Source organism: Streptomyces sp. NPDC018026 (genome assembly GCF_044327745.1).
GTDB lineage: Bacteria > Actinomycetota > Actinomycetes > Streptomycetales > Streptomycetaceae > Streptomyces > Streptomyces rubrogriseus.
This window is the reverse complement of sequence record NZ_JBIRFY010000028.1, coordinates 20048-40400: the sequence shown is the minus strand read 5'-3', so window position 1 is coordinate 40400 and position 20353 is coordinate 20048. Positions and strand designations below refer to the sequence as shown.

The window sequence follows — 20353 nt, the reverse complement described above, 5'->3', positions numbered from 1 at the left end:
CCCCCCCCCCCCGCAACTGCGGGCAATCGTGCCGCTGGGGCGGCACGGGTGGGCGCAGCGGCACCCCGCAAGCGCCGGGCTGCGCACCCACCCCGCGTGCACCCCCACCCCGGGCACGACACAAAGGCGCCCCGGACCGAACCCGGCCCGGGGCGCCTCACACGGCGACGGCGTCAACGCCGTACCGCCTACGAATGCGTGCGCAGCAACGTCCGCATCGTCCGCATGGCCACCGAAAGGTTGGACAGATCAAACGCGTCCGACCCCCGGATCTCCTCCAGCGTGGTCCGCGCCCGCCCGAGAATCGCCGCGTTCTTCTCCTCCCACGCCTTGAACCGCTGCTCCGGCGTCGACGACCCGTTGCCCACCGCCAGCACGTCCGCGGTCAGCGACGAGTGCGCCGCGTACAGGTCCTCGCGGATCGCCGCACGGGCCATGGACTGCCAGCGGTCGTCCCGGGGCAGGTCACTGATCCGGTCCATCAGCTGGGTGACGCCCAGCCGGTCGGCGAGGTCGTAGTACACCTCCGCGACGTCCAGCGGCTCCTTGCCCATACGGTCGGCCACCGACACGATGTCCAGCGCCGCGAAGACCGAGGAGAACCCGGCCACCCGCGTCGCCGGCTCGTCCGGGACCCCGGCGCCGGTCAGCTCGTCGTAGATGTGCTGGTACCACTCCGCGTCCGCACCGCGCAGCAGCTTCGGCAGCTGCGACCACACCTGCTCGACCCGCTCGGCGAAGAAGTCCACCGTCTCGGCCAGCTCCAGCGGCTGCGGCCGGTTGTTGAGCAGCCAGCGCGTGCCGCGCTCGACCAGGCGGCGCGAGTGCAGCCGGATCCGGGTCTGGACGGCGGCGTCGACCTTGGTGTCCAGCTCCTCCACCGCGTCCCACACCGGGGAGGAGCGGAAGATCGCCCGCGCCACGGTCTGGGCCCGCACGATCTCCTCCAGCGACGCGCCGGTCTCCTCGCGCATCCGGTGCAGATACGTCGTACCGCCCGTGTTGACCGTGTCGTTGACCAGGACTGTCGTCGTGATCTCGCGGCGCAGCGGGTGGCTGTCGACCTGCTCGGCGAACTCCTCGCGCAGCGCCGTCGGGAAGTAGGCGTGCAGCAGACCCTTGAGGTACGGGTCGTCCGGCAGCGAGGTGTGCAACAGCTCCTCGGCGACGGTGATCTTCGTGTACGCCAGCAGTACGGCCGTCTCCGGGCCGGTCAGCCCGTGCCCGCCGCTCAGCCGCTCCCGGATCTGGCGGTCGGTGGGCAGGAACTCCAGGGCCCGGTTGAGGTGGCCCTCCCTGACCAGGTGCCGCATGAAGCGCTGCTGGGCGTGGAGCATGTCCTTGGACTGCGCCAGGGCGTTGGCGATCGCCGTGTTCTGCGCGTAGTTGTTGCGCAGGACCAGCGCGCCGACCTCGTCGGTCATCCGGGCGAGCAGCTTGTTGCGCTGCTTGACGGTCATGTCGCCGTCCTTGACGAGACCGTTGAGCAGGATCTTGATGTTCACCTCGTGGTCGGAGGTGTCCACGCCCGCGCTGTTGTCGATGGCGTCGGTGTTGATCCGGCCGCCGTGCAGCGCGATCTCGATCCGGCCCAGCTGGGTCAGGCCCAGGTTGCCGCCCTCGCCGACGACCTGGACCCGCAGGTCCTTGCCGTCGACGCGGATGGCGTCATTGCCCTTGTCGCCGACGTCCGCGTTGGACTCGGTGGACGCCTTGACGTAGGTGCCGATGCCGCCGTTCCACAGCAGGTCCACCGGGGAGCTGAGGATCGCCTTCATCAGCTCGGCCGGGGTCATCTTGGTGACGCCCGAGTCGATGCCGAGGGCCTCGCGGACGTGCGCGTTGACCGGGATGGACTTGGCCGTGCGCGGGAAGATGCCGCCGCCCGCCGAGAGCAGCTCGGTGTTGTAGTCCTCCCAGGACGAGCGGGGCAGCTCGAACAGCCGGCGGCGCTCGGCGTAGGAGGTGGCCGCGTCCGGCGTCGGGTCGATGAAGATGTGCCGGTGGTCGAAGGCGGCGACCAGGCGGATGTGCTCGCTGAGCAGCATGCCGTTGCCGAAGACGTCGCCGGACATGTCGCCGATGCCGACGACCGTGAAGTCCTCGGTCTGGGTGTCCACGCCCAGCTCCCGGAAGTGCCGCTTGACGGACTCCCAGGCGCCGCGGGCGGTGATGCCCATGCCCTTGTGGTCGTAGCCCGCGCTGCCGCCGGAGGCGAAGGCGTCACCGAGCCAGAAGTTGTAGGACTCGGCGACCTCGTTGGCGATGTCGGAGAACTTGGCGGTGCCCTTGTCGGCGGCGACGACGAGGTAGGTGTCGTCCTCGTCGTGCCGGACGACGTCGGCGGGGTGCACGACCTCGCCGGCCACCATGTTGTCGGTGATGTCGAGCAGCGCCGAGATGAACGTCCGGTAGCTGGCGATGCCCTCCGCCAGCCACGCGTCGCGGTCGACGCCCGGGTCGGGCAGCTGCTTGGCGACGAAGCCGCCCTTGGCGCCGACGGGCACGATGACGGTGTTCTTCACCATCTGCGCCTTGACCAGGCCGAGGATCTCGGTGCGGAAGTCCTCCCGGCGGTCCGACCAGCGCAGACCACCTCGCGCGACCTTGCCGAAGCGCAGGTGCACGCCCTCGACGCGCGGCGAGTACACCCAGATCTCGAACGCCGGGCGCGGCGCCGGGAGGTCGGGGATGGCCTGCGGGTCGAACTTCATGGAGACGTAGTCGTGCGGCATGCCGCCGCTCGCCTCCTGGAAGAAGTTGGTCCGCAGCGTCGCCTTGATGACGGTGAGGAAGGAGCGCAGGATCCGGTCCTCGTCCAGGCTCGCCACCTGGTCGAGAGCGGCGTCGACCTCTTCGAGCAGGGCGTCGACGATCTCCCGCCCGGCACGCTGCCGCTCCGGCGCCATCCGCGCCTCGAACAGGTTGATGAGCAGGCGCGTGGTGTGGACGTTGTTGCGGAGGGTGTCCTCCATGTAGTCCTGGCTGAACGTCGAACCGGCCTGCCGCAGGTACTTGGCGTACGCGCGCAGCACCATCGCCTCGCGCCAGGTCAGTCCGGCGCTGAGCACGAGGGCGTTGAAGCCGTCGTTCTCCGCCTTGCCGGTCCAGGTGGCGGCGAAGGCGTCCTGGACCCGCTCGCGGGCGTCGTCGCCGAGGTAGTCGGCGCCACCGGCCGGGGCCTTGGGCATCCGCAGGCCGAAGTCGTAGATCCAGGCCGTGGTGCGGTCCGCGCAGCGCAGCTCGTAGGGCCGCTCGTCGGTGACCTCGACGCCGAGCCGGCTGAGCACCGGCAGCACGGCGGACAGGGAGACCGTGCCGCCCTTCTGGTAGATCTTGAAGCGCCGCTCCTCGGGGGCGGCGCCGACCGGCTCGTACAGGCTCAGCGCGAAGGTCTTCTCGTCGTCGAGCTGTTCCAGGTGGCCGAGGTCGGCGACGGCGGAGCGCGGGCCGTGGTCGGCCTTGTAGCCCTCGGGGAAGGCGGACCCGTAGTGGCGCAGCAGCTCCGCGGCGCGTTCCTCGCCTACCTCGGCGGTCAGTGCCTCGCCGAAGCCGTCGGCCCAGGAGCGGGCGGCCTCGACCAGACGGGCCTCGACGCGCTCCTTGTCGGCGTCGGACAGGTGCGGCAGCTCGGTGCCCTGCGGGACCCGGACCACGAAGTGCAGCCGGGACAGGATCGACTCGGTGTTCCAGGCCGTGAAGTCGACGTTGGTGCCGCCGAGCTCCTCCTTGAGGATGTCGATGATCCGCAGCCGCACGCCGGTGGTGTAGCGGTCGCGGGGGAGGTAGACGAGGGCCGAGTAGTAGCGGCCGTACTCGTCCTGGCGCAGGTAGAGCCGCAGGCGGCGGCGCTCCTGGAGGTAGAGCACGGAGGTGACGATCGGCTCCAGCTCCTCGACGGAGGTCTGGAACATCTCGTCGCGCGGGTACGTCTCCAGGATCTGCAGCAGGTCGCGCCCGTCGTGGCTGTTGGGCGAGAAGCCGGCCCGCGCCAGCACCTCCTCCACCTTGCGCCGCACCACCGGCACCCGGCGGACGGACTCGGTGTAGGCGGCGGAGGAGAACAGTCCGAGGAAGCGCCGCTCGCCGACGACGTTGCCGTTCTCGTCGAACTTCTTGACGCCGACGTAGTCGAGGTACGACGGCCGGTGCACGGTGGCCCGGCTGTTCGCCTTGGTCAGCACCAGCAGCCGGTGCTCGCGGGCCTTGGCCCGGGCGTCGGCGGGCAGCCGCTCGAAGGACGGGCTGACGGGGTGGCTCTCGTCGGCCGCGTGGTGCGGGTCGGAGCGCAGGATGCCGAGGCCGGTACCGGCGACGGCGGCGAGGGAGTCGTCCTCGCGCAGCTCGTACTCGCGGTAGCCGAGGAAGGTGAAGTGGTCGTCGGCCAGCCAGCGCAGCAGCTCGCCGGCTTCCTCCAGCTCCCGCGCGGGGAGGTCCTCCGGGGTGGCCTCGGTCGCCAGCCGGTCCGCGATGCGGACCGCCGCGTCCCGCATCTTGCCCCAGTCCTCGACGGTCTCGCGGACGTCGTTGAGGACGCGCAGCAGGTCGGCGGTGATCTGCTTCAGGTCGCCGCGGTCGGTCTCGCGGTCGATCTCGACGTGGATCCAGGACTCGACGTGCGCGTCGTGCGGCAGATCGGCCGAGGGGCCGCCGGCGAGCACCTCGACGAGCTTGCCGGTGAGGTCGCGCCGCACCACGATCTGCGGGTGGACCACGACGTGGATACCGCGGCCCTGGCGGGTCAGCTCGTTGGTCACGGAGTCGACGAGGAAGGGCATGTCGTCGGTGACCACCTCGACGACGGAGTGGCTGCACGTCCAGCCGTTCTCCTCGACCGTCGGGGTGTGCACCCGGACGTTCGCCGTGCCCTGCGGGCGGTTCTCGGCCAGCCGGTAGTGCGAGACGGCGGCCCCGAAGATGTCGACCGGGTCGCGGTCGGCGAGGTCCTCCGGGGCGGTGTGCCGGTAGTAGCGCTGGAGGAACGCGAACACGGATGCGTAGTCCGGGGCGCCGTCCGGACCGTCCGGCGTGCCCGGGGCACCCGCAGTGCCCTCGCCCGTCGTCCCAGTCGGTAGGTGGCCCCCGACCGGGCTGTTCTCAGCTACCCGGGCAGCCCTTTCGAGCAGCTCGGCCTTGGCTTCGTCCAGCTTGGTCTGCATTGTCCTCTGACTCCTGTCGCGCGCCGTTGCGTGACGTAGAAGGAAGTACGGTCTCCTGCCTTCCGGCATGACGTCGGGACACGGGGTCTCCGGTCCGCTTCGACGCTATGCCGCAAGATGAGAGGAGCGGGGGCATATCAGCCAATGTCGCCGCTCCCACCGGGTGTGACTTCGCTCTCGCCGTCACCGTCCGGGGGATGTGCGGCGCCGTACCGGGGGTGTTCGATGCCCCGTCCCGCCCGCGAGGATCAGCGACCGCCGCCCGGCCGCGGATGTCGTCCGCGGGTGCCGGGCGCAGGGCAGGGGCACCAGTGCCCCCGCGAGCTATCGCGCTGATCACGCCACCAGGCTATCGCCCCGCACGGGCTCCCCGTCATGAGCCGCATGTGTACAAAACCGGGCCCACAACTTGGACGTTCCGCACAGCTACGACGCGGCGCCGGGCACGCCCCGGTGTCCAGCACGCCCCGCTGCCCGGTACGCCCCGGTGTCCGGCACGTCCCGGTGTCCGGCACGTCCCGGTGCCGGACGGCGGTGTCATCCCGCCAGCCGCTCCGCCACCGCCACGGCCTCTCCCAGCGTGTCCACCACCGGCACCCCGACCCCCTCCAGGCTGGCCCGGCTGTGCGACCCCCCGGTGTAGAGCACCGCCCCGGCACCCACGTGGCTCGCCGCCACCGCGTCGTCGGCGGCGTCCCCGATCACCACCGTGCGAGCGGGCTCCACCCCGGACAGCGCCAGCTGCGCGAGGTGGCGCACCATGTGCTCGGCCTTGCTGCCCCCGGACGGCCCGGTCCGGCCGTCGACGCGTATGAAGTGCGTCTCGATCCCGAGGCCCCTGACCAGCGGCACCAGCTCGTCGTGGCCGTACATGCTGAGGATCGACTGGCTGCGCCCCGCCGACCGCCACCGGGCGAGCAGCTCCGTGACCCCGTCCGCGAGCGTGCACCGGCTCCGGTGCACGCTGTAGTGGCGCTGGAAGGCCGCGTCCATGACCTGCCACTCGGCGTCGCTGGGCAGCCGCCCCATCAGCCGCTCGTAGAACTTCGGCACCGGCACGCAGTACAGCGCCCGGTACCGCTCCAGTGTGATCGGCGCCAGCCCCAGCTCGGCGAACGCCGCGTTCGTCGCTCCGATGATCGCGTCGTTGTCGTGGAACAGCGTGCCGTTCCAGTCCCACACGATGTGTGCGCCCGTCTGCATCCCCATGCTCGAAAACGTACCCGGCGCCACTGACAATCGGGACACCGAGGCACGTTCTTCCTGCTCAGACCAGGTTCGGGATCTCCTGCGTCGCGTACCAGAGCAGCTCGTGGTCCTCCGCGCCGTCCACGACGAACTGGGCGTCGTCGTCCCCGCCGTCCGCCGCGGCGAGGGCCTCGGCCGCTGCGCGCACGTCCGCCTCGGCGTCGGCGGAGTCGACGTGCACCGCGGCCGCCTTGGCCAGCGACAGCGGTCCGGCGAGCCGGACCTCACCCAGCGCCGCCGGATCGAGTCCCCGGTCCGGGTCGGCCACGGCGGCGCCGTCGGGGACGTCCGCGGCGACCACGACCCGGCGCCGCGCCTCGGCCGGGTCGACCGCCAGCACGCGCAGCGAGGCCAGGGCGGCCCGGTTGAGGGCGGCGTACTCCAGCTCCTCGATGTCGTCCGACAGGTACCACTCGCGCAGCGCCGGTGTGACGGCGTAGGCGACGAGCGGCCCGGTCCCCAGCTCTCCCGCCCGGTGCGCCTCGGCGAGGCCGGACAGGGTCAGGGGGACGTAGACGCGCATGGGTCTGCCGCTTTCGTGGTCGGGGACGCCGCCGGAGCGCTCGGCGGCCCGACGGGAGAGCCTTCAGGATACGTGCGGGTGTCCCCTTTCGAGTCCCCACCCATGGCCTCCGACACGTCCACCCCGGTCCCGGAATTCACCCTCCCCACCCCGCGGTCCCGGCCTCTCCGCGCCCCCGCATCACTCTGATAGGTGAACCTCCCGACCCCCGCGACCCGACCGCCCGCGTCCTTGCCGTGCCGCCCCTCCACCCCGTACAAGATCACCGACCGCGAAGTTACCGCCCGGTATCACCCGGGCCGCCGAACGGGGACTCCCATGCGCAAGGTCATGACCCGAACCCAGCCCCGCCCCGCCGCCCCCGCATCCCCTCCAACACCGCCGCCGCCCTACGGCGGCCCAGGTGCCACGTCCTCCCACGCCCCGGCCCCCGCGCCGTCGTACGGCCCGGCGGCCACGCCGCCCGGCGGACCCGGCGGCGTCCCGTCCAGCGGCCCCGGCGGCACCCTGTCCGACGGACCCGGTGGTACCGCGCCCCGTGCGCCGGGCGGTGTGCCGCCCCGCAGACCGGGGGCGCGCGGGACGCGTGCTGCGGGGCCCGGCGGGCGCCCGCCGGGGTCTCCGGGCCGGTCCCGGCGGCCGCGTACGCGGCCGGCGGACACCCGCCCGCCCACGGCCGGACCGGGCCGGGGCGCGGGGCCCGCCCCGGTCGCGAAGCCCCCGGGCGATCCCGCCACGGGTTCGGCGCCCGAGCCGGCCACTGCCTCCGCCCCCGGCCGCCCGACCACGACGGCTCCCGTCGACGGCCGCCCGGGCACGGCCTCCGGCCCGACCCGCACCGCGAACGCCGCCTCGGCCCCTGTCGCAGCCCCCTCCGTGGGGCGGGTCGCGCCCGGGAGCCTCCGACGGGCCGCCCGGCCCTCCGCGGCGCCCGTCGTACCCGCTCAGACGCCTCGCCGGCCCGTCCCGCAGCTGCGCCCCACCGACCACTTCGCCGAGCTGCTGCTGGGCGTCCTCAGCGGTCGGTGCCCCGTCCACTCGATGCTCCGCCACACCGTCGGCCGGGCCTACGACGACCTGGCCCACCTCGCCGAACGCGGCCCGCTGCGCACCCGCGGCAGCTCCCCCGTCGTCCGCGACATCGGGTACTTCGAGCCGCGGCCGGGCGCCCTGGAGGTCTTCGCGCGCATCGGCGCGGGCGACCGGCTGCGGGCCATGGCGTTCCGCCTGGAACGGGGCCGGGACCTGCGCTGGCGCTGCACGGCGGTGGAAGTGGGCGGCCCCCGCCGGACCCGCGCGGACGACGACTGACGGCGACTGACAGTCCCCAGCCGGACCGCCGGAACAAGGCCGCCGGCAGGCACGACCGCCGCCAGGACAGGCCGAAGGGCCGGTCACCCCGGGTGACCGGCCCTTCCCACCGCCACGGCGCCCACGGGCACCGCGCCGTTACTTCTTGCGGCGCCGCCCGCCCTTGGCCTGCTTGCGGCGCTCCGCGCGCGTGAGTCCGTCGGACTGGGCCTGGGCGGGCTCGCCGTCGGTGAACTCGCCCTCGACGACACCGCCCTCGCCGTCCACGGTCGGCGCGGAGAAGTGCAGGTCACGGCGCTGCGGCGCGTCGAGGCCCTTGGCCCGGATCTCCGGACGGGCGCCCGCCTGGGCCGGAACCGCGTCCTGCGCGCCCTTGTCGAGCGACGGCGCCGCGTCCTCGACCGGAACCTCCTCGACCTGCTGCTCGACCTGGACCTCCAGGTTGAACAGGTAGCCGACGGACTCCTCCTTGATGCCCTCCATCATGGCCTGGAACATGTCGAAGCCCTCGCGCTGGTACTCGACCAGCGGGTCCTTCTGCGCCATCGCGCGCAGGCCGATGCCCTCCTGGAGGTAGTCCATCTCGTAGAGGTGCTCGCGCCACTTGCGGTCCAGGACCGACAGGACGACCCGGCGCTCCAGCTCGCGCATGATCTCGGAGCCGAGCTGCTTCTCCCGCGCCTCGTACTGCTCCTGGACGTCGTCCTTGATGGACTCCGCGATGTAGTCGGCGGTCAGGCCGGCCCGGTCGCCCGCCGCCTCCTCCAGCTCCTCGACGGTGACCTTCACCGGGTAGAGCTGCTTGAAGGCGCCCCACAGCCGGTCGAGGTCCCAGTCCTCGGGGAAGCCCTCGGCGGTCTCGGCCTGTACGTAGGCGTCGATCGTGTCGTTCGTGAAGTGCTGGATCTGCTCCTGCAGGTCCTCGCCCTCCAGGACGCGGCGACGCTCGCCGTAGATGACCTCGCGCTGGCGGTTGAGGACCTCGTCGTACTTCAGGACGTTCTTGCGGGTCTCGAAGTTCTGCGTCTCGACCTGCGACTGGGCGGACGCGATCGCGCGCGTGACCATCTTGTTCTCGATCGGCACGTCGTCCGGCACGTTCGCCATGGACATCACGCGCTCGACCATCTGGGCCTTGAACAGCCGCATCAGGTCGTCGCCCAGGGAGAGGTAGAAGCGGGACTCACCGGGGTCGCCCTGACGGCCGCTGCGGCCGCGCAGCTGGTTGTCGATACGGCGCGACTCGTGCCGCTCGGTGCCCAGGACGTAGAGGCCGCCCAGGTCCTTGACCTCTTCGAACTCGGCCTTGACCGCCTGCTCGGCCCGCTCCAGGGCGGCGGGCAGGGCCGCGGCCCACTCCTCGATGTGCTCCTCGGGGTCGAGTCCGCGCTGGCGCAGCTCGGCCTCGGCGAGGTCCTCGGGGTTGCCGCCGAGCTTGATGTCCGTACCGCGGCCGGCCATGTTCGTGGCCACCGTCACGGAGCCCTTGCGGCCCGCCTGGGCGACGATGGTCGCCTCCCGGTCGTGCTGCTTGGCGTTGAGCACCTCGTGCTGGACGCCGCGCTTGCTGAGCTGCTGCGAGAGGTACTCGGACTTCTCGACCGAGGTGGTGCCGACGAGGATCGGCTGGCCCTTGCGGTGCTTCTCCTCGATGTCGTCGACGACGGCCTCGAACTTGGCGACCTCGGTGCGGTAGATCAGGTCCGACTGGTCCTTGCGCACCATCGGCCGGTTGGTCGGGATGGGCACCACGCCGAGCTTGTAGATCTGGTGGAACTCGGCGGCCTCGGTCATAGCCGTACCGGTCATGCCGGACAGGCCGGGCTGTTCCTTGTCGTTGTGGTCGTGGCGCTTGTAGAGGCGGAAGAAGTTCTGGAGGGTGATCGTGGCGAGCGTCTGGTTCTCGTCCTTGATGTCCACCCCTTCCTTGGCCTCGATCGCCTGGTGCATGCCCTCGTTGTAGCGGCGGCCGGCGAGGATACGGCCGGTGTGCTCGTCGACGATCATGACTTCGCCGTCGAGGACGACGTAGTCCTTGTCCTTCTTGAACAGTTCCTTGGCCTTGATGGCGTTGTTCAGGTAGCCGACCAGCGGGGTGTTCACCGACTCGTAGAGGTTGTCGATGCCCAGCCAGTCCTCGACCTTGGACACGCCCGACTCGTGGATGGCGACGGTGCGCTTCTTCTCGTCGACCTCGTAGTCGCCGGTCTCCTCGATGCCCTTGAGGGTGTTGCCGGCCTCGCCCTTCTTCAGACGGGTGACCAGCTTGGCGAAGTCGCCGTACCACTTGGTGGCCTGGTCGGCCGGGCCGGAGATGATCAGCGGCGTACGGGCCTCGTCGACCAGGATGGAGTCGACCTCGTCGACGATGGCGAAGTTGTGGCCGCGCTGGACGAGCTCGTCCTTGGACCACGCCATGTTGTCGCGCAGGTAGTCGAAGCCGAACTCGTTGTTCGTGCCGTAGGTGATGTCGCAGCCGTACATCTCACGGCGCTGGGCCGGCGTCTGGTTGGCGAGGATGCAGCCGACGTTCAGACCGAGGAACTTGTGGACGCGGCCCATCATCTCGGAGTCGCGCTCGGCCAGGTAGTCGTTGACCGTGACGATGTGCACGCCCTCGCCGGACAGGGCGTTGAGATAGGCGGGCAGGGTGCCGACGAGGGTCTTGCCCTCACCGGTCTTCATCTCGGCCACGTAGCCCATGTGCAGGGCCGCGCCACCCATGATCTGCACGTCGTAGTGCCGCTGGCCCAGGACGCGCTTGGCGGCTTCACGGACGGTGGCGAAGGCTTCGGGCAGCAGGTCGTCAAGGCTCTCACCGTCGGCGTAGCGCTGCTTGTACTCGTCGGTGAGGGCGCGCAGCTCGGCGTCGGAGAGGTCAGCGAAGTCCTCTTCGATGGAGTTGACCTGGTCCGCGATGCGGTGCAGCTTGCGCAGGATCTTGCCTTCGCCTGCACGCATGAGCTTCGAGAGGACGGACACGGGGGTTGGTCTCCTTGCCGGTCGGGCCTGGGACGGTCGGTTTCCTGTGACGGATCGGGCAACGGCCATCGTATGCGAGGACCCCGCTGCCCCGGGAGGCCTGCTGCGACGGGGACCGTCCGCTCCTTGCATCCAGCATCCTCGTCTGCTGTCATCCCTTTCAACGTCCGGGCCCCGCGGATGGTGCCGCACCTTCCGGTGAATCGCACGAGAGGTGACCGGATGTTCACGCACGGCAAAAATATTGGCGCCCGTGGGGGACGCCGCGCAGAATCGGCCGATGGAACCCGTCACGCTCACCACCGACCGCCTCGTCCTGCGCACGGTCGGCCCCCGGGACGCCGAGGCCGTGCACGCCGCCGCCCAGGATCCCGACATCCAGCGCTGGACGACGATCCCCTCGCCCTACCTCCCGGAGCACGCGCGGGGCTTCACGGAGCAGATGGTCCCCGACGGCTGGGCGAACGACTCGATGTTCACCTTCGGTCTCTTCCTCCCGGCCGGGGACCTGGTGGGCATGCTCGCGGTCACGATGATCTCGCTGGGCACCGGTGAGATCGGGTTCTGGGGCACCAAGGAGCACCGCGGCCGGGGCTACACCACCGAGGCCGCCGTCGCCGCCGCCCGCTGGGCCTTCACCGAGCGGGCGGTGGACCGCCTGGAGTGGCGCGCCGAGGTCGGCAACACGGCCTCCCGCGCGGTGGCCCAACGCGCGGGCTTCACCATGGAGGGCACGTTGCGCTCCGCGATCAACAACAAGGGCGTCCGCCGCGACTGCTGGGTCGGCTCCCTCCTCCCCTCCGACCTCGCCCTCCCGTCCACGTCCCCGTACCTGCCGACACCGGGCGCCGCCTGAACCCCGGGCCGCCGCGCCCACCTCCGCGGGGCCGCGCCCCGCTTCCCGCTCCCCGCTGTCAGACCCACCCTCTATCGTGCGGACGTATGACGACCCTCCCGCCCGCCGCCACGGAACTGTCCGCAGACGAGGCCCGCCGCCTCGCCCTCCGCGCACAGGGTTTCCTCGGCGCCCCCGACCGCCGCGCGGGCGTCCGCGGCGTGCTCCGTCACCTGGGCGCGGTGCAGCTCGACACGATCTCGGTCCTGGCCCGCTCCCACGAGCTGATCCCCTACGCCCGCCTCGGCTCGGTCGGCCGCCGGACCGTCGACGACGCCTACTGGACGGACACCCACGCCTTCGAGTACTGGTCCCACGCCGCCTGCATCCTCCCGATCGAGGAGTGGCCCCACTTCGCCTTCCGCCGCCGCGCGTACCGCAACCGCCCGCACTGGAACCACCACCTCCCCGACGGCGACTACGACCGCGTCGTCAAGCAGCTCCGCGAGGAGGGCCCCCTCACCGCGACGGACCTGGGCGGCGCGAAGAGGACCAGCGAGTGGTGGGACTGGTCGGGCACGAAGGTCGCCGTCGAGCGCGCGCTCATGTACGGCGAGGTGGTGTGCGTGGAGCGCCGCGGCTGGAAGCGGGTGTACGACCTGGCCGAGCGCGCCGTCCCGGCCGAGCTGCTGCACGACGACCTGGACGACACGGAGTGCCTGCGCCGCCTGGTCCGCCTGGCCGGGCAGTCCCTGGGCGTCGGCACGCGCGCGGACATCGCGGACTACCACCGTCTCAAGGCCGAGCAGGTCGACGCGGTGATCGCCGACTCGGGGCTGGTGCCGGTCACGGTGGCGGGCTGGGGCCGTCCCGCCTGGGCGGACCCCGCGGCCCTGGAGACCGTCCCGCGCGGCCGTCACCGCACGACGCTGCTCTCCCCCTTCGACTCGCTGATCTGGGAGCGGGCGCGCACGGAGCGGATCTTCGGCTTCACCCACCGGCTGGAGGCCTACGTACCCCGGCAGAAGCGGGTGCACGGCTACTTCGCGATGCCGGTGCTGGCCGGCGGCCGGCTCGTCGGCCGGGTGGACCCGGCCCGCGAGGGGCGCACCCTGGTCGCCAAGCAGGTCACGCTGGACGGCCCGAAGGCGGCCCCGGCGGTGGCCCAGGCACTGGTCGAGGCGGCGAGCTGGGTGGACTGCACGAACGTACGCGTGGAGCGGGTCGAGACTCCGGATCTGCGTGAGCCGCTCACCCGGGAGCTGGCCCGGCTGCTCGACTGACCGGAACCCCGCACCGGGTCACCGGATCTCGAGAATCTTCTCCCGCATCGCGTACACCACGGCCTCCATCCTGGAGTGCAGCTGGAGTTTCTCCAGGATGTTGCGCACGTGGTTCTTCACGGTGTTCTCGGAAATGAACAGTTCCTTGGCGATGTCCCGGTTGTTCATTCCGGTGGCGACGAGCTTCAGGACCTCCAGCTCGCGATCCGTGAGCCGCGGCGCGGGCACCAGCCGGCGTTCGTCGGTGCGCTGGATCATCGACTTGAACTCGGTCAGCAGTTTCGAGGCCATCGACGGACTGATCTGGGACTGGCCGTCGGCCACCGCGCGAATGGCGGTGGCCACCTCGTCCGTCGAGATCTCCTTGAGGAGATAACCGGTCGCGCCCGCCTTGATCGCGTCGTAGAGGTCGGCCTCCTCGTCGCTGATCGTCAGCATGATGATCTTGGCGCTGGGGGCCACCTCCTTGATGGAGGTGCAGGCCTCGATACCGCCCCGCTTGGGCATCCGCACATCCATCAGGACGATGTCCGGCAGCAGGTCGGCCGCCTTCTCCACGGCCTCGGCGCCGTCACCGGCCTCTCCGACGACCTGGATGTCCTCCTCGGCCGCGAGCACGATCTCCAGGCCGCGGCGGAAGAGGGCGTGGTCGTCCACGACCAGCACCCTGATCGGCTCCTCGCGTGCGGAGCCCGCGTCCGGGCCCATGCCGGCGACCCCGTCGTCGATCCCGTGGTCGACGCCCGCGCCCCGCATCGGTCCGAAACTGTCCGCCATCGTTCCTCCCCCTGAAGGCTGTGGCACGTGGTCCTGAGCCATCGCCAACCCAGAGCAACGACCCACCGGTTGGGCCGTTGCCGCCATGATTCCATGCCCGGCGGACAGCGGGGTGACCGAACGGGCAGCTCTGGGGTCGCACACCCTCGCGCACCGTCGCACACCGGTGCCCCTGGGGGCGCACACGCGCTCCAGGGGCACCGAACCGCTGCCGTCCGGCGGCGTGTGTCAGCCGCCGAGCGCATCGCCCGCGTCGGGGGCGTGCGCCTGAGTGACCATCGTGTCCGTGGTCAGGTGGATCACGCCGTAGTCGTAGGCGTGGCGCCGGTAGACGACGCTGGGCTCCTTCGTCTCGGAGTCGACGAACAGGTAGAAGTCGTGCCCGACCAGCTCCATCTCGTAGAGCGCCTGGTCGAGGGACATGGGTGCGGCCACGTGGGTCTTCTCCCGGACGACGAGCGGACCGTCGCCCTGGACCTCCAGCGAGCCGATCTTCTTGGTGGGTACGCCGTCCTGCTTCTCCGTCGGGACGACGTCGCCGTTCCCGTTGAGCGTCGCCGCGCCGGGTACGTGGTCGGCGACCTCGGCCGCCGAGATCCGGCGTGCGCCGCGGCGCGAGAAGCGCTTGTCGTGCTGCTTGCGCAGCCGTGCGCCGAGCTTCTCCGCCGCCAGGTCGAGCGCCGCGTAGGGGTCGCTCGCCGCCGCCTCCGCCCGGATCACCGGACCGCGGGAGCGGAGCGTGATCTCCACTCGGTCACAGCGGTCGGCCTGCCGGGGGTTCGGCTCCTTGGACACCTCGACGTCGAGGCTGATCACCTTGCCATCGAGCTTCTGGATCTTCTCCAGCTTCAGCTTCTCGGCCACGTGCTTCCGGAACCGCTCGGGCACCTCGGTCTTGCGGCCCTTGACGACGATGTCCACGCAGAACTCCGTTCCCGGATCGCTCCGCTTCGATGGCGGAGCATCTCCCTTTTGCACCAGGTTCCGGTCCATCCCGAAACCTCGGACTCGGTGACGTCCACCTCCTCCCCCGCGGGCGGGATCTCCACTCCACCGGTGCGGGTGATGACGGTAAAACCCGCAGCACGGCATTCGGATTTGAGAGGTGTGGCCTGCGGCTTTGCCTCACAACCGAACATATCTCGCCCGGACGGATGTCGTCACCCTCTACCGCGGCGTACCTCCGTTCCGGTGAATTGACTCCCTCATTACCTGCAACGACGTAAGTTCTCAGTCAGTTCCGGTTTATTTCGAAAGAATCTGGTGAAGCCGCGACCACTGCCGCGCAGATCGCTTCACGGATCACGCCACCGCCTCCGTATGGACCCGCCATTCGGGGTCCGGTCTTCCGTTCCTCTCTGCCTTCCCCTGCCGCGGCCGGATACACAGCCGATCTCACCGTCCCGTACGCGGCCGGCCCCGCCCGCGACTCAACGGCCGCGGCCGTCGCCGCGCGCACCGCACGGGCCGCCTCGGCCAGCGACGCCCCCGTCGTCATCAGGTCGTCGACCAGGACGACCGTCCCGCCCTCGCGCAGCGGTCCCGCACCGCCCGGGGCCACCGCGAGCGCACCGGCGAGGTTGTCCAGCCGCCGCCGGGCGTCGAGCCCCGACTGGTCGGCCACGGCGTACCGCTGCCGCAGCACGGCAAGCACCCGGGCGGACGTCCCGGTGCGCCGCAGCTCCCCCGCCGCCGCGAGGGCGATCCGCCGAGCCGGATCGTGCCCCCGCGTCCGCACCGCTCTGCGCGCCGACGGCACGGGCACGAGCAGCACCGGACCCCTGCCCGGCACGGGACCCGCCACCCCGGCACCCACCGCACCACCGGCCCGCACGTCACCCGCGCCCGCCCACGCCGCCCGGAGAGCCGCCCGCACCGCTTGCGCCAAAGCCGCCCCGAGCGGCGCCGTGAGGGCGAGCACGCCCCGCTCCTTGTGGGCCAGCAACGCCGCCCGCACCTCGTCCGCGTACGGCGCCGCCGCGTGCACCGCGGGCAGTCCAGGCGGCTCCGGCTCCGGACGCACCCGGCACGGCGGGGCTCCGCTCAGCGCCGTACGGCACCGGAGGCACAGCACCGCCCGAGCCGTGCCGCAGCCCCCGCACTCGGCGGGCAGCACCAGGTCCGTGAGGTCCGCCCACCCTCTCCGCCATGTCCGCCGTGTCAGGCATGTCCGCAATCCGCGCATGGCCACCACTGTGCCCCTGCCCGCGAGGCCCCGCCAGGCCTATGGAAAACGTCGGCCGCGCCCTGTGGAAAACCCCGCCGGGCCACGAAACGGCGGACGCCCCACCCGGCCGAACGGCACCGCCTCACCCCGGATAGACCGGCGCGGTCCCCTCCGTCACCTTCTGCCACTGCAGCCCGGACGGCAGCCGCACGATGAGGTCCTCCGAATACGCCACCAGCGGCAGCCGCTCGTCCTCGGTCGCGGCGATCTCCTTGACGCCGGTCAGGGCCGCGGGCACCGATGCCTCCGGCGTCGAGCCGTCGACCTGGACGTATCCGATCTGCTGGACACCCCCGCGCTCGCGCCCCACCACGACGAGCCGGGCGTCTCCGGCCCAGGACATGGCCGTGACCTCCTCCAGCTCGGGGGTCGCGGAGCGCAGTTCGAGCACGGTGACCGCGGGCACGTCGCCCGCCTTCCCGTCCCGTTCGATCCGCCCGATGAGCAGCGACCGCTTGCCGTCCTTCTCCACCACGAGCGCGATCCGCACCCCGTCGGCGGCCACCCGCACGGCCTGGACGCGCCCGTCGAGGCCCGGGGTCCGCACCTCCACCGGTTCGCCCGCGCCCTCCTTCAGCAGCAGCAACCGCGGGTCGGCCGGGTTGCGGTCGGCGATCCACAGGTCGCCCTGCGCATCCCAGCTGGGCGGGGTCAGCCGGTCCGCCTCCGTCTTGCCCTTGCTGGTCAGCACGGGGTCGCCGAGCGAACCGCCCGACACCAGCGAACCGACGTACAGCAGCTTGTTGTCGAGACCGATCCCGGCCGCGCTGTGTTCGTCGCGCGACACCGCCACCGACCGCAGGGCCTTCCGGCCCTCGCCCAGCGGGCCGGGCACGGGTTCGGCCCGGGTCCCGTTGCTGCCGGCCGCGATCCGTACCAGGCGGTCCTGGTCGTCGACGAAGTACAGGTAGTCGGGCCGCTGCGCGGAGCCGCGCGTCGCCACCGTCTCGGCGCGGTCCTCGGAGAGCGAGCACAACTGCTCGCCGCCGGAGCGCAGCTCGACCTCCTGCACCGCCGGGGTGAGGTTCTGCAGCGTGAACAGGAGCTGCGCGGCCATCTCGTCGCACTTGTCCGCGCCGGCCCGCGCCGCCTTGTCGTTCAGCGGAACGGTCAGCTTGCTGCGGTCGTCCGGGGTCAGCGAGCCGGCGTTCTTCGCCAGCGCCGTACCGGTCGGGAAGCTGGACCTGACCACGGGGCCCAGCAGGCTCGTCGGCCCGCTGAGCAGGGAACGCACCACCTGGGTCATCGGATCCACGCGCCGGCGCACGTAGACGGGGTCGGCGACGGCCGCCGGCTCGCGCACCGGGCCCGTCTCGGCGTCCGCCCGTACCGGGGTGTTCGAGGCGAAGTAGTACCGGTTGACCGACATGTAGTTGCGCTGGAAGTCCGACTTGCCCATGACGACGCCCGGCGGCAGCGAATCGATGCGCCACTGCTTGGACTTGCCGTCCCGGGTGAGGTGCACCGACTCGCGGTACACGCCGTCGGCCGGGGCGTACGACTGCTGCGCGTCGACCGTGGCGACCTTGGTGCCGGTCAGGGTGACCGAGTAGTCGTTGGCGTCCTCGCGGTTGCCCGAGTGGTCGGACTCCGTTCCCGGCCCGCCCGCGAGCACCGTCGCCGACTCGTCCGGCCGCCAGTTCTTCGCGGCGTCGCCGGTCAGGTACTTGCGCGCCGTCTCGTAGTGCGGATCGTCGCTGGTCAGCGCCTCCAGGAAGCCCTGCACGATGTCGGCGGGCGGGGCGTCCTCCCCCGGCGGCAACGCGAACACCCGCACCTGCGGGTCCTGCCGGGGCGTGGACTCCACGCCCCTGAGGTCCCCGCTGTCCGGCATGGCCGCACATCCGGCCAGCAGTACGACACCGCCGACGGCGTACGCCACCACGCGTGCCGGCCCCCGCCGACCGCCCCTCCCGCGGTCAGCGCCCACGAGATGCCTCCCCCTGCCTGCTCGAGTCCTCGGGACCGGCGTCCTGGCGGCCCGCCGCCTCCGGTGCCGGTCCGCCGTCCTGTCTCCGCGTGCCCGACGCGGGCCTCGGCACCACGCGCGCGCCGTTGCCCGGCAGTGCCGTCGGATCCGCCGTGGGTGCCACCGTGGCCTGCCGCGGCGTTATCGGCCCCCGCGCGGACACCGCGGACACCTGCCCGGCCGGCACCTGCGCCGGGACGCCGACCGACTTGTCGGTGCCGCGCGCCACCGCCGGGTCGGCGAGGCCCGCGTCGTTGAGCCCGCGGTTGCGGCGCGAGTCCGCCGGCTCCAGCGGTATCGGCGACCCCCTGAGCGGCTCGTCCGCCGTCCTGGGCAGCGTCAGCCGGAACTGCGAGCCACCGCCGGGCTCGCCCCAGGCCTGCAGCCAGCCGCCGTGCAGCCGCGCGTCCTCCAGGGCGATCGACAGCCCCAGCCCCGTACCGCCGGTGGTGCGCGCGCGGGCCGGGTCGGCCCGCCAGAAGCGGCTGAAGACCCGGGTGGCCTCGCCCGGCTTGAGTCCGACGCCGTAGTCGCGCACCGCGACGGCGACGGCGCCCCCGGCGGCGGCGAGTTTGACGACGACGTCCCGGCCTTCGCCGTGCTCGACGGCGTTGACGACGAGGTTGCGCAGCACGCGCTCGACCCGCCGGGCGTCCGCCTCGGCGACGACGGGCTGCTGGTCGCCGACGACGCGTATCCCCGTGCCCTTGCGCTCGGCGAGCGGCTCCGCGCCGCTGACGACGCGCCGTACGACCTCCCTGAGGTCTATCGGCTCCGCCTCCAGCGCGGCGGCGCCCGCGTCGAAGCGGCTGATCTCCAGCAGGTCGGCGAGCAGCGTCTCGAACCGGTCCAGCTGGTCGGCGAGCAGTTCGGCCGACCGCGCGGTCACCGGATCGAAGTCCACGCGCGCGTCGTGGATGACGTCGGCCGCCATCCGCACGGTCGTCAGCGGTGTGCGCAGCTCGTGCGACACGTCGGAGACGAACCGCCGCTGCATCCGCGACAGGTCCTCCAGCTGGCTGATCTTGAGCTGGAGGTTCTGCGCCATCTTGTTGAAGGCCTCACCGAGCCGGGCGATGTCGTCCTCGCCGGTGACCTTCATCCGTTCCTGCAGACGCCCCGCGGACAGCCGCTCGGCGATGCTCGCCGCCATCCGTACCGGCGTGACGACCTGGCGCACCACGAGCCAGGCGATGGCCCCGAGCAGCACGACCACGAACAGCCCGGCGGTCGCCAGCGTGCCCCTGACCAGGCTGAGCGACTTCTCCTCCTGGGTGAGCGGGAAGAGGTAGTACAGCTGGTACGGCTCGCCGTTCGGGTCGTTGACCTGCTTGCCGATGACCAGTCCCGGCTGGGACGGCTGGTCGGAGTTGTAGACGATCCGGGTGTAGCTCTGGGCAGCCGCGGTGTCGCCGTCGATCCGCTCCCGCAGGGCCTCGGGGACGCTCACCGCCCAGTCGACCGATCCGGAGGCGCGCGGACCGCGTCCGCTGCCGCTCTCCCCGCCCATGGGAAGGGTGACCACGTCGAAGGCGCTCTGGCCGCCGCTGGAGAGCGACTTCACCAGCTCACTCATCCACTGGATGACGTTCTGCGAGGGACGCCCGTCCGCGGGGGTGCCGTCGTCGCCGTTGGTGCTCGCCGCCTCCTCGGCCTTCTGCTTGGCCGCCGTGAAGCCACCGGTGGCCTGGCTCTGGGAGGCCTTCACCTTGGCGTCCAGCAGTCCGTTGCGGACCTGCCCGATCACCACGAAGCCGAGCAGCAGCACCACGCCCAGCGACATCAGCAGAGTGGTGGCGACGACCTTGAGCTGGATGTTGCGCCGCCACAGCCGCATGACCGGCAGCAGGGGACGGCGCACCCAGCGCATGAACAGCCGGAGCACCGGGCTGCCCTGCACCCCGCCGTGCAGCAGCCCGCCCTCCAGCAGGCGGCTCCACCGCGAGCCGGGAGGCTTGCGGCCGGCGGGGTCGGGGCCGACAGGCCGTCCGGCGCGGGCCCCGGACCCGGGCGCCGAAGCGGCACTGTCCCTGGCCATG

The 20353-nt window shown here is 71.8% G+C and carries 12 protein-coding genes; 3 read left to right on the top strand and 9 right to left on the bottom strand.

The window, feature by feature from the left end:
* Positions 1–188: 188 nt before the first annotated feature.
* The 3 genes from ACH4D3_RS40410 to ACH4D3_RS40400 form a co-directional block, all read right to left on the bottom strand.
* Positions 189–5159 (bottom strand): NAD-glutamate dehydrogenase, encoded by a 4971-nt coding sequence (locus tag ACH4D3_RS40410; RefSeq protein WP_398332761.1) that lies wholly within the window; start codon positions 5157–5159, stop codon positions 189–191.
* Between the two features lie 537 nt (positions 5160–5696).
* Positions 5697–6368 (bottom strand): HAD family hydrolase, encoded by a 672-nt coding sequence (locus ACH4D3_RS40405; RefSeq protein ID WP_398332760.1) that lies wholly within the window; start codon positions 6366–6368, stop codon positions 5697–5699.
* A 58-nt stretch (positions 6369–6426) separates the two neighbouring features.
* Complete coding sequence (locus tag ACH4D3_RS40400) at positions 6427–6930, bottom strand: DUF6912 family protein (RefSeq protein ID WP_398332759.1); 504 nt, start codon at positions 6928–6930, stop codon at positions 6427–6429.
* Between the two features lie 1041 nt (positions 6931–7971).
* Here ACH4D3_RS40400 and ACH4D3_RS40395 point away from each other — a divergent pair.
* Positions 7972–8241: an Rv3235 family protein gene (locus ACH4D3_RS40395; protein ID WP_398332758.1), complete on the top strand. Its 270-nt coding sequence runs from the start codon at positions 7972–7974 to the stop codon at positions 8239–8241.
* Positions 8242–8379: 138 nt separating this feature from the next.
* Here ACH4D3_RS40395 and secA read toward each other — a convergent pair whose 3' ends face one another.
* Entirely contained in the window at positions 8380–11223 is a 2844-nt protein-coding gene (gene secA, locus ACH4D3_RS40390) for a preprotein translocase subunit SecA (RefSeq protein WP_398332757.1), read from the bottom strand.
* 280 nt (positions 11224–11503) lie between these two features.
* Between secA and ACH4D3_RS40385 the strand changes: the two genes are divergently transcribed.
* On the top strand, positions 11504–12079 hold the full coding sequence (locus ACH4D3_RS40385) for a GNAT family N-acetyltransferase (protein ID WP_398332756.1): 576 nt from the start codon (positions 11504–11506) through the stop codon (positions 12077–12079).
* An 86-nt stretch (positions 12080–12165) separates the two neighbouring features.
* A complete protein-coding gene (locus ACH4D3_RS40380; RefSeq protein WP_398332755.1) occupies positions 12166–13341 on the top strand; it encodes a winged helix-turn-helix domain-containing protein in 1176 nt (391 codons plus the stop codon).
* 18 nt (positions 13342–13359) lie between these two features.
* Here ACH4D3_RS40380 and ACH4D3_RS40375 read toward each other — a convergent pair whose 3' ends face one another.
* From ACH4D3_RS40375 to mtrB, 5 genes are all read right to left on the bottom strand, one after another.
* Complete coding sequence (locus ACH4D3_RS40375) at positions 13360–14118, bottom strand: response regulator transcription factor (RefSeq protein ID WP_003975804.1); 759 nt, start codon at positions 14116–14118, stop codon at positions 13360–13362.
* 228 nt (positions 14119–14346) lie between these two features.
* Positions 14347–15039 (bottom strand): ribosome hibernation-promoting factor, HPF/YfiA family, encoded by a 693-nt coding sequence (hpf, locus tag ACH4D3_RS40370; protein ID WP_016326377.1) that lies wholly within the window; start codon positions 15037–15039, stop codon positions 14347–14349.
* Between the two features lie 313 nt (positions 15040–15352).
* Positions 15353–16303: a ComF family protein gene (locus ACH4D3_RS40365; protein ID WP_398332754.1), complete on the bottom strand. Its 951-nt coding sequence runs from the start codon at positions 16301–16303 to the stop codon at positions 15353–15355.
* A 124-nt stretch (positions 16304–16427) separates the two neighbouring features.
* The gene (locus ACH4D3_RS40360) at positions 16428–18275 is read right to left on the bottom strand and encodes an LpqB family beta-propeller domain-containing protein (RefSeq protein WP_398332753.1); all 1848 of its coding nucleotides are present in this window, start codon (positions 18273–18275) and stop codon (positions 16428–16430) included.
* Complete coding sequence (gene mtrB, locus ACH4D3_RS40355; protein WP_398332752.1) at positions 18265–20352, bottom strand: two-component system sensor histidine kinase MtrB; 2088 nt, start codon at positions 20350–20352, stop codon at positions 18265–18267. Before mtrB ends, ACH4D3_RS40360 begins: the two co-directional genes overlap by 11 nt.
* Between the last annotated feature and the right edge of the window lies 1 nt (position 20353).

Bases quoted from the DNA above. Each gene is read 5' to 3' on its own strand.
- ACH4D3_RS40400 (WP_398332759.1), bottom strand. From the start codon at position 6,930: ATGCGCGTCTACGTCCCCCTGACCCTGTCCGGCCTCGCCGAGGCGCAC.
- ACH4D3_RS40375 (WP_003975804.1), bottom strand. From the start codon at position 14,118: ATGGCGGACAGTTTCGGACCGATGCGGGGCGCGGGCGTCGACCACGGG.
- ACH4D3_RS40405 (WP_398332760.1), bottom strand. From the start codon at position 6,368: ATGGGGATGCAGACGGGCGCACACATCGTGTGGGACTGGAACGGCACG.
- ACH4D3_RS40365 (WP_398332754.1), bottom strand. From the start codon at position 16,303: ATGCGCGGATTGCGGACATGCCTGACACGGCGGACATGGCGGAGAGGG.
- mtrB (WP_398332752.1), bottom strand. From the start codon at position 20,352: ATGGCCAGGGACAGTGCCGCTTCGGCGCCCGGGTCCGGGGCCCGCGCC.
- ACH4D3_RS40410 (WP_398332761.1), bottom strand. From the start codon at position 5,159: ATGCAGACCAAGCTGGACGAAGCCAAGGCCGAGCTGCTCGAAAGGGCT.
- ACH4D3_RS40385 (WP_398332756.1), top strand. From the start codon at position 11,504: ATGGAACCCGTCACGCTCACCACCGACCGCCTCGTCCTGCGCACGGTC.
- ACH4D3_RS40395 (WP_398332758.1), top strand. From the start codon at position 7,972: ATGCTCCGCCACACCGTCGGCCGGGCCTACGACGACCTGGCCCACCTC.
- ACH4D3_RS40380 (WP_398332755.1), top strand. From the start codon at position 12,166: ATGACGACCCTCCCGCCCGCCGCCACGGAACTGTCCGCAGACGAGGCC.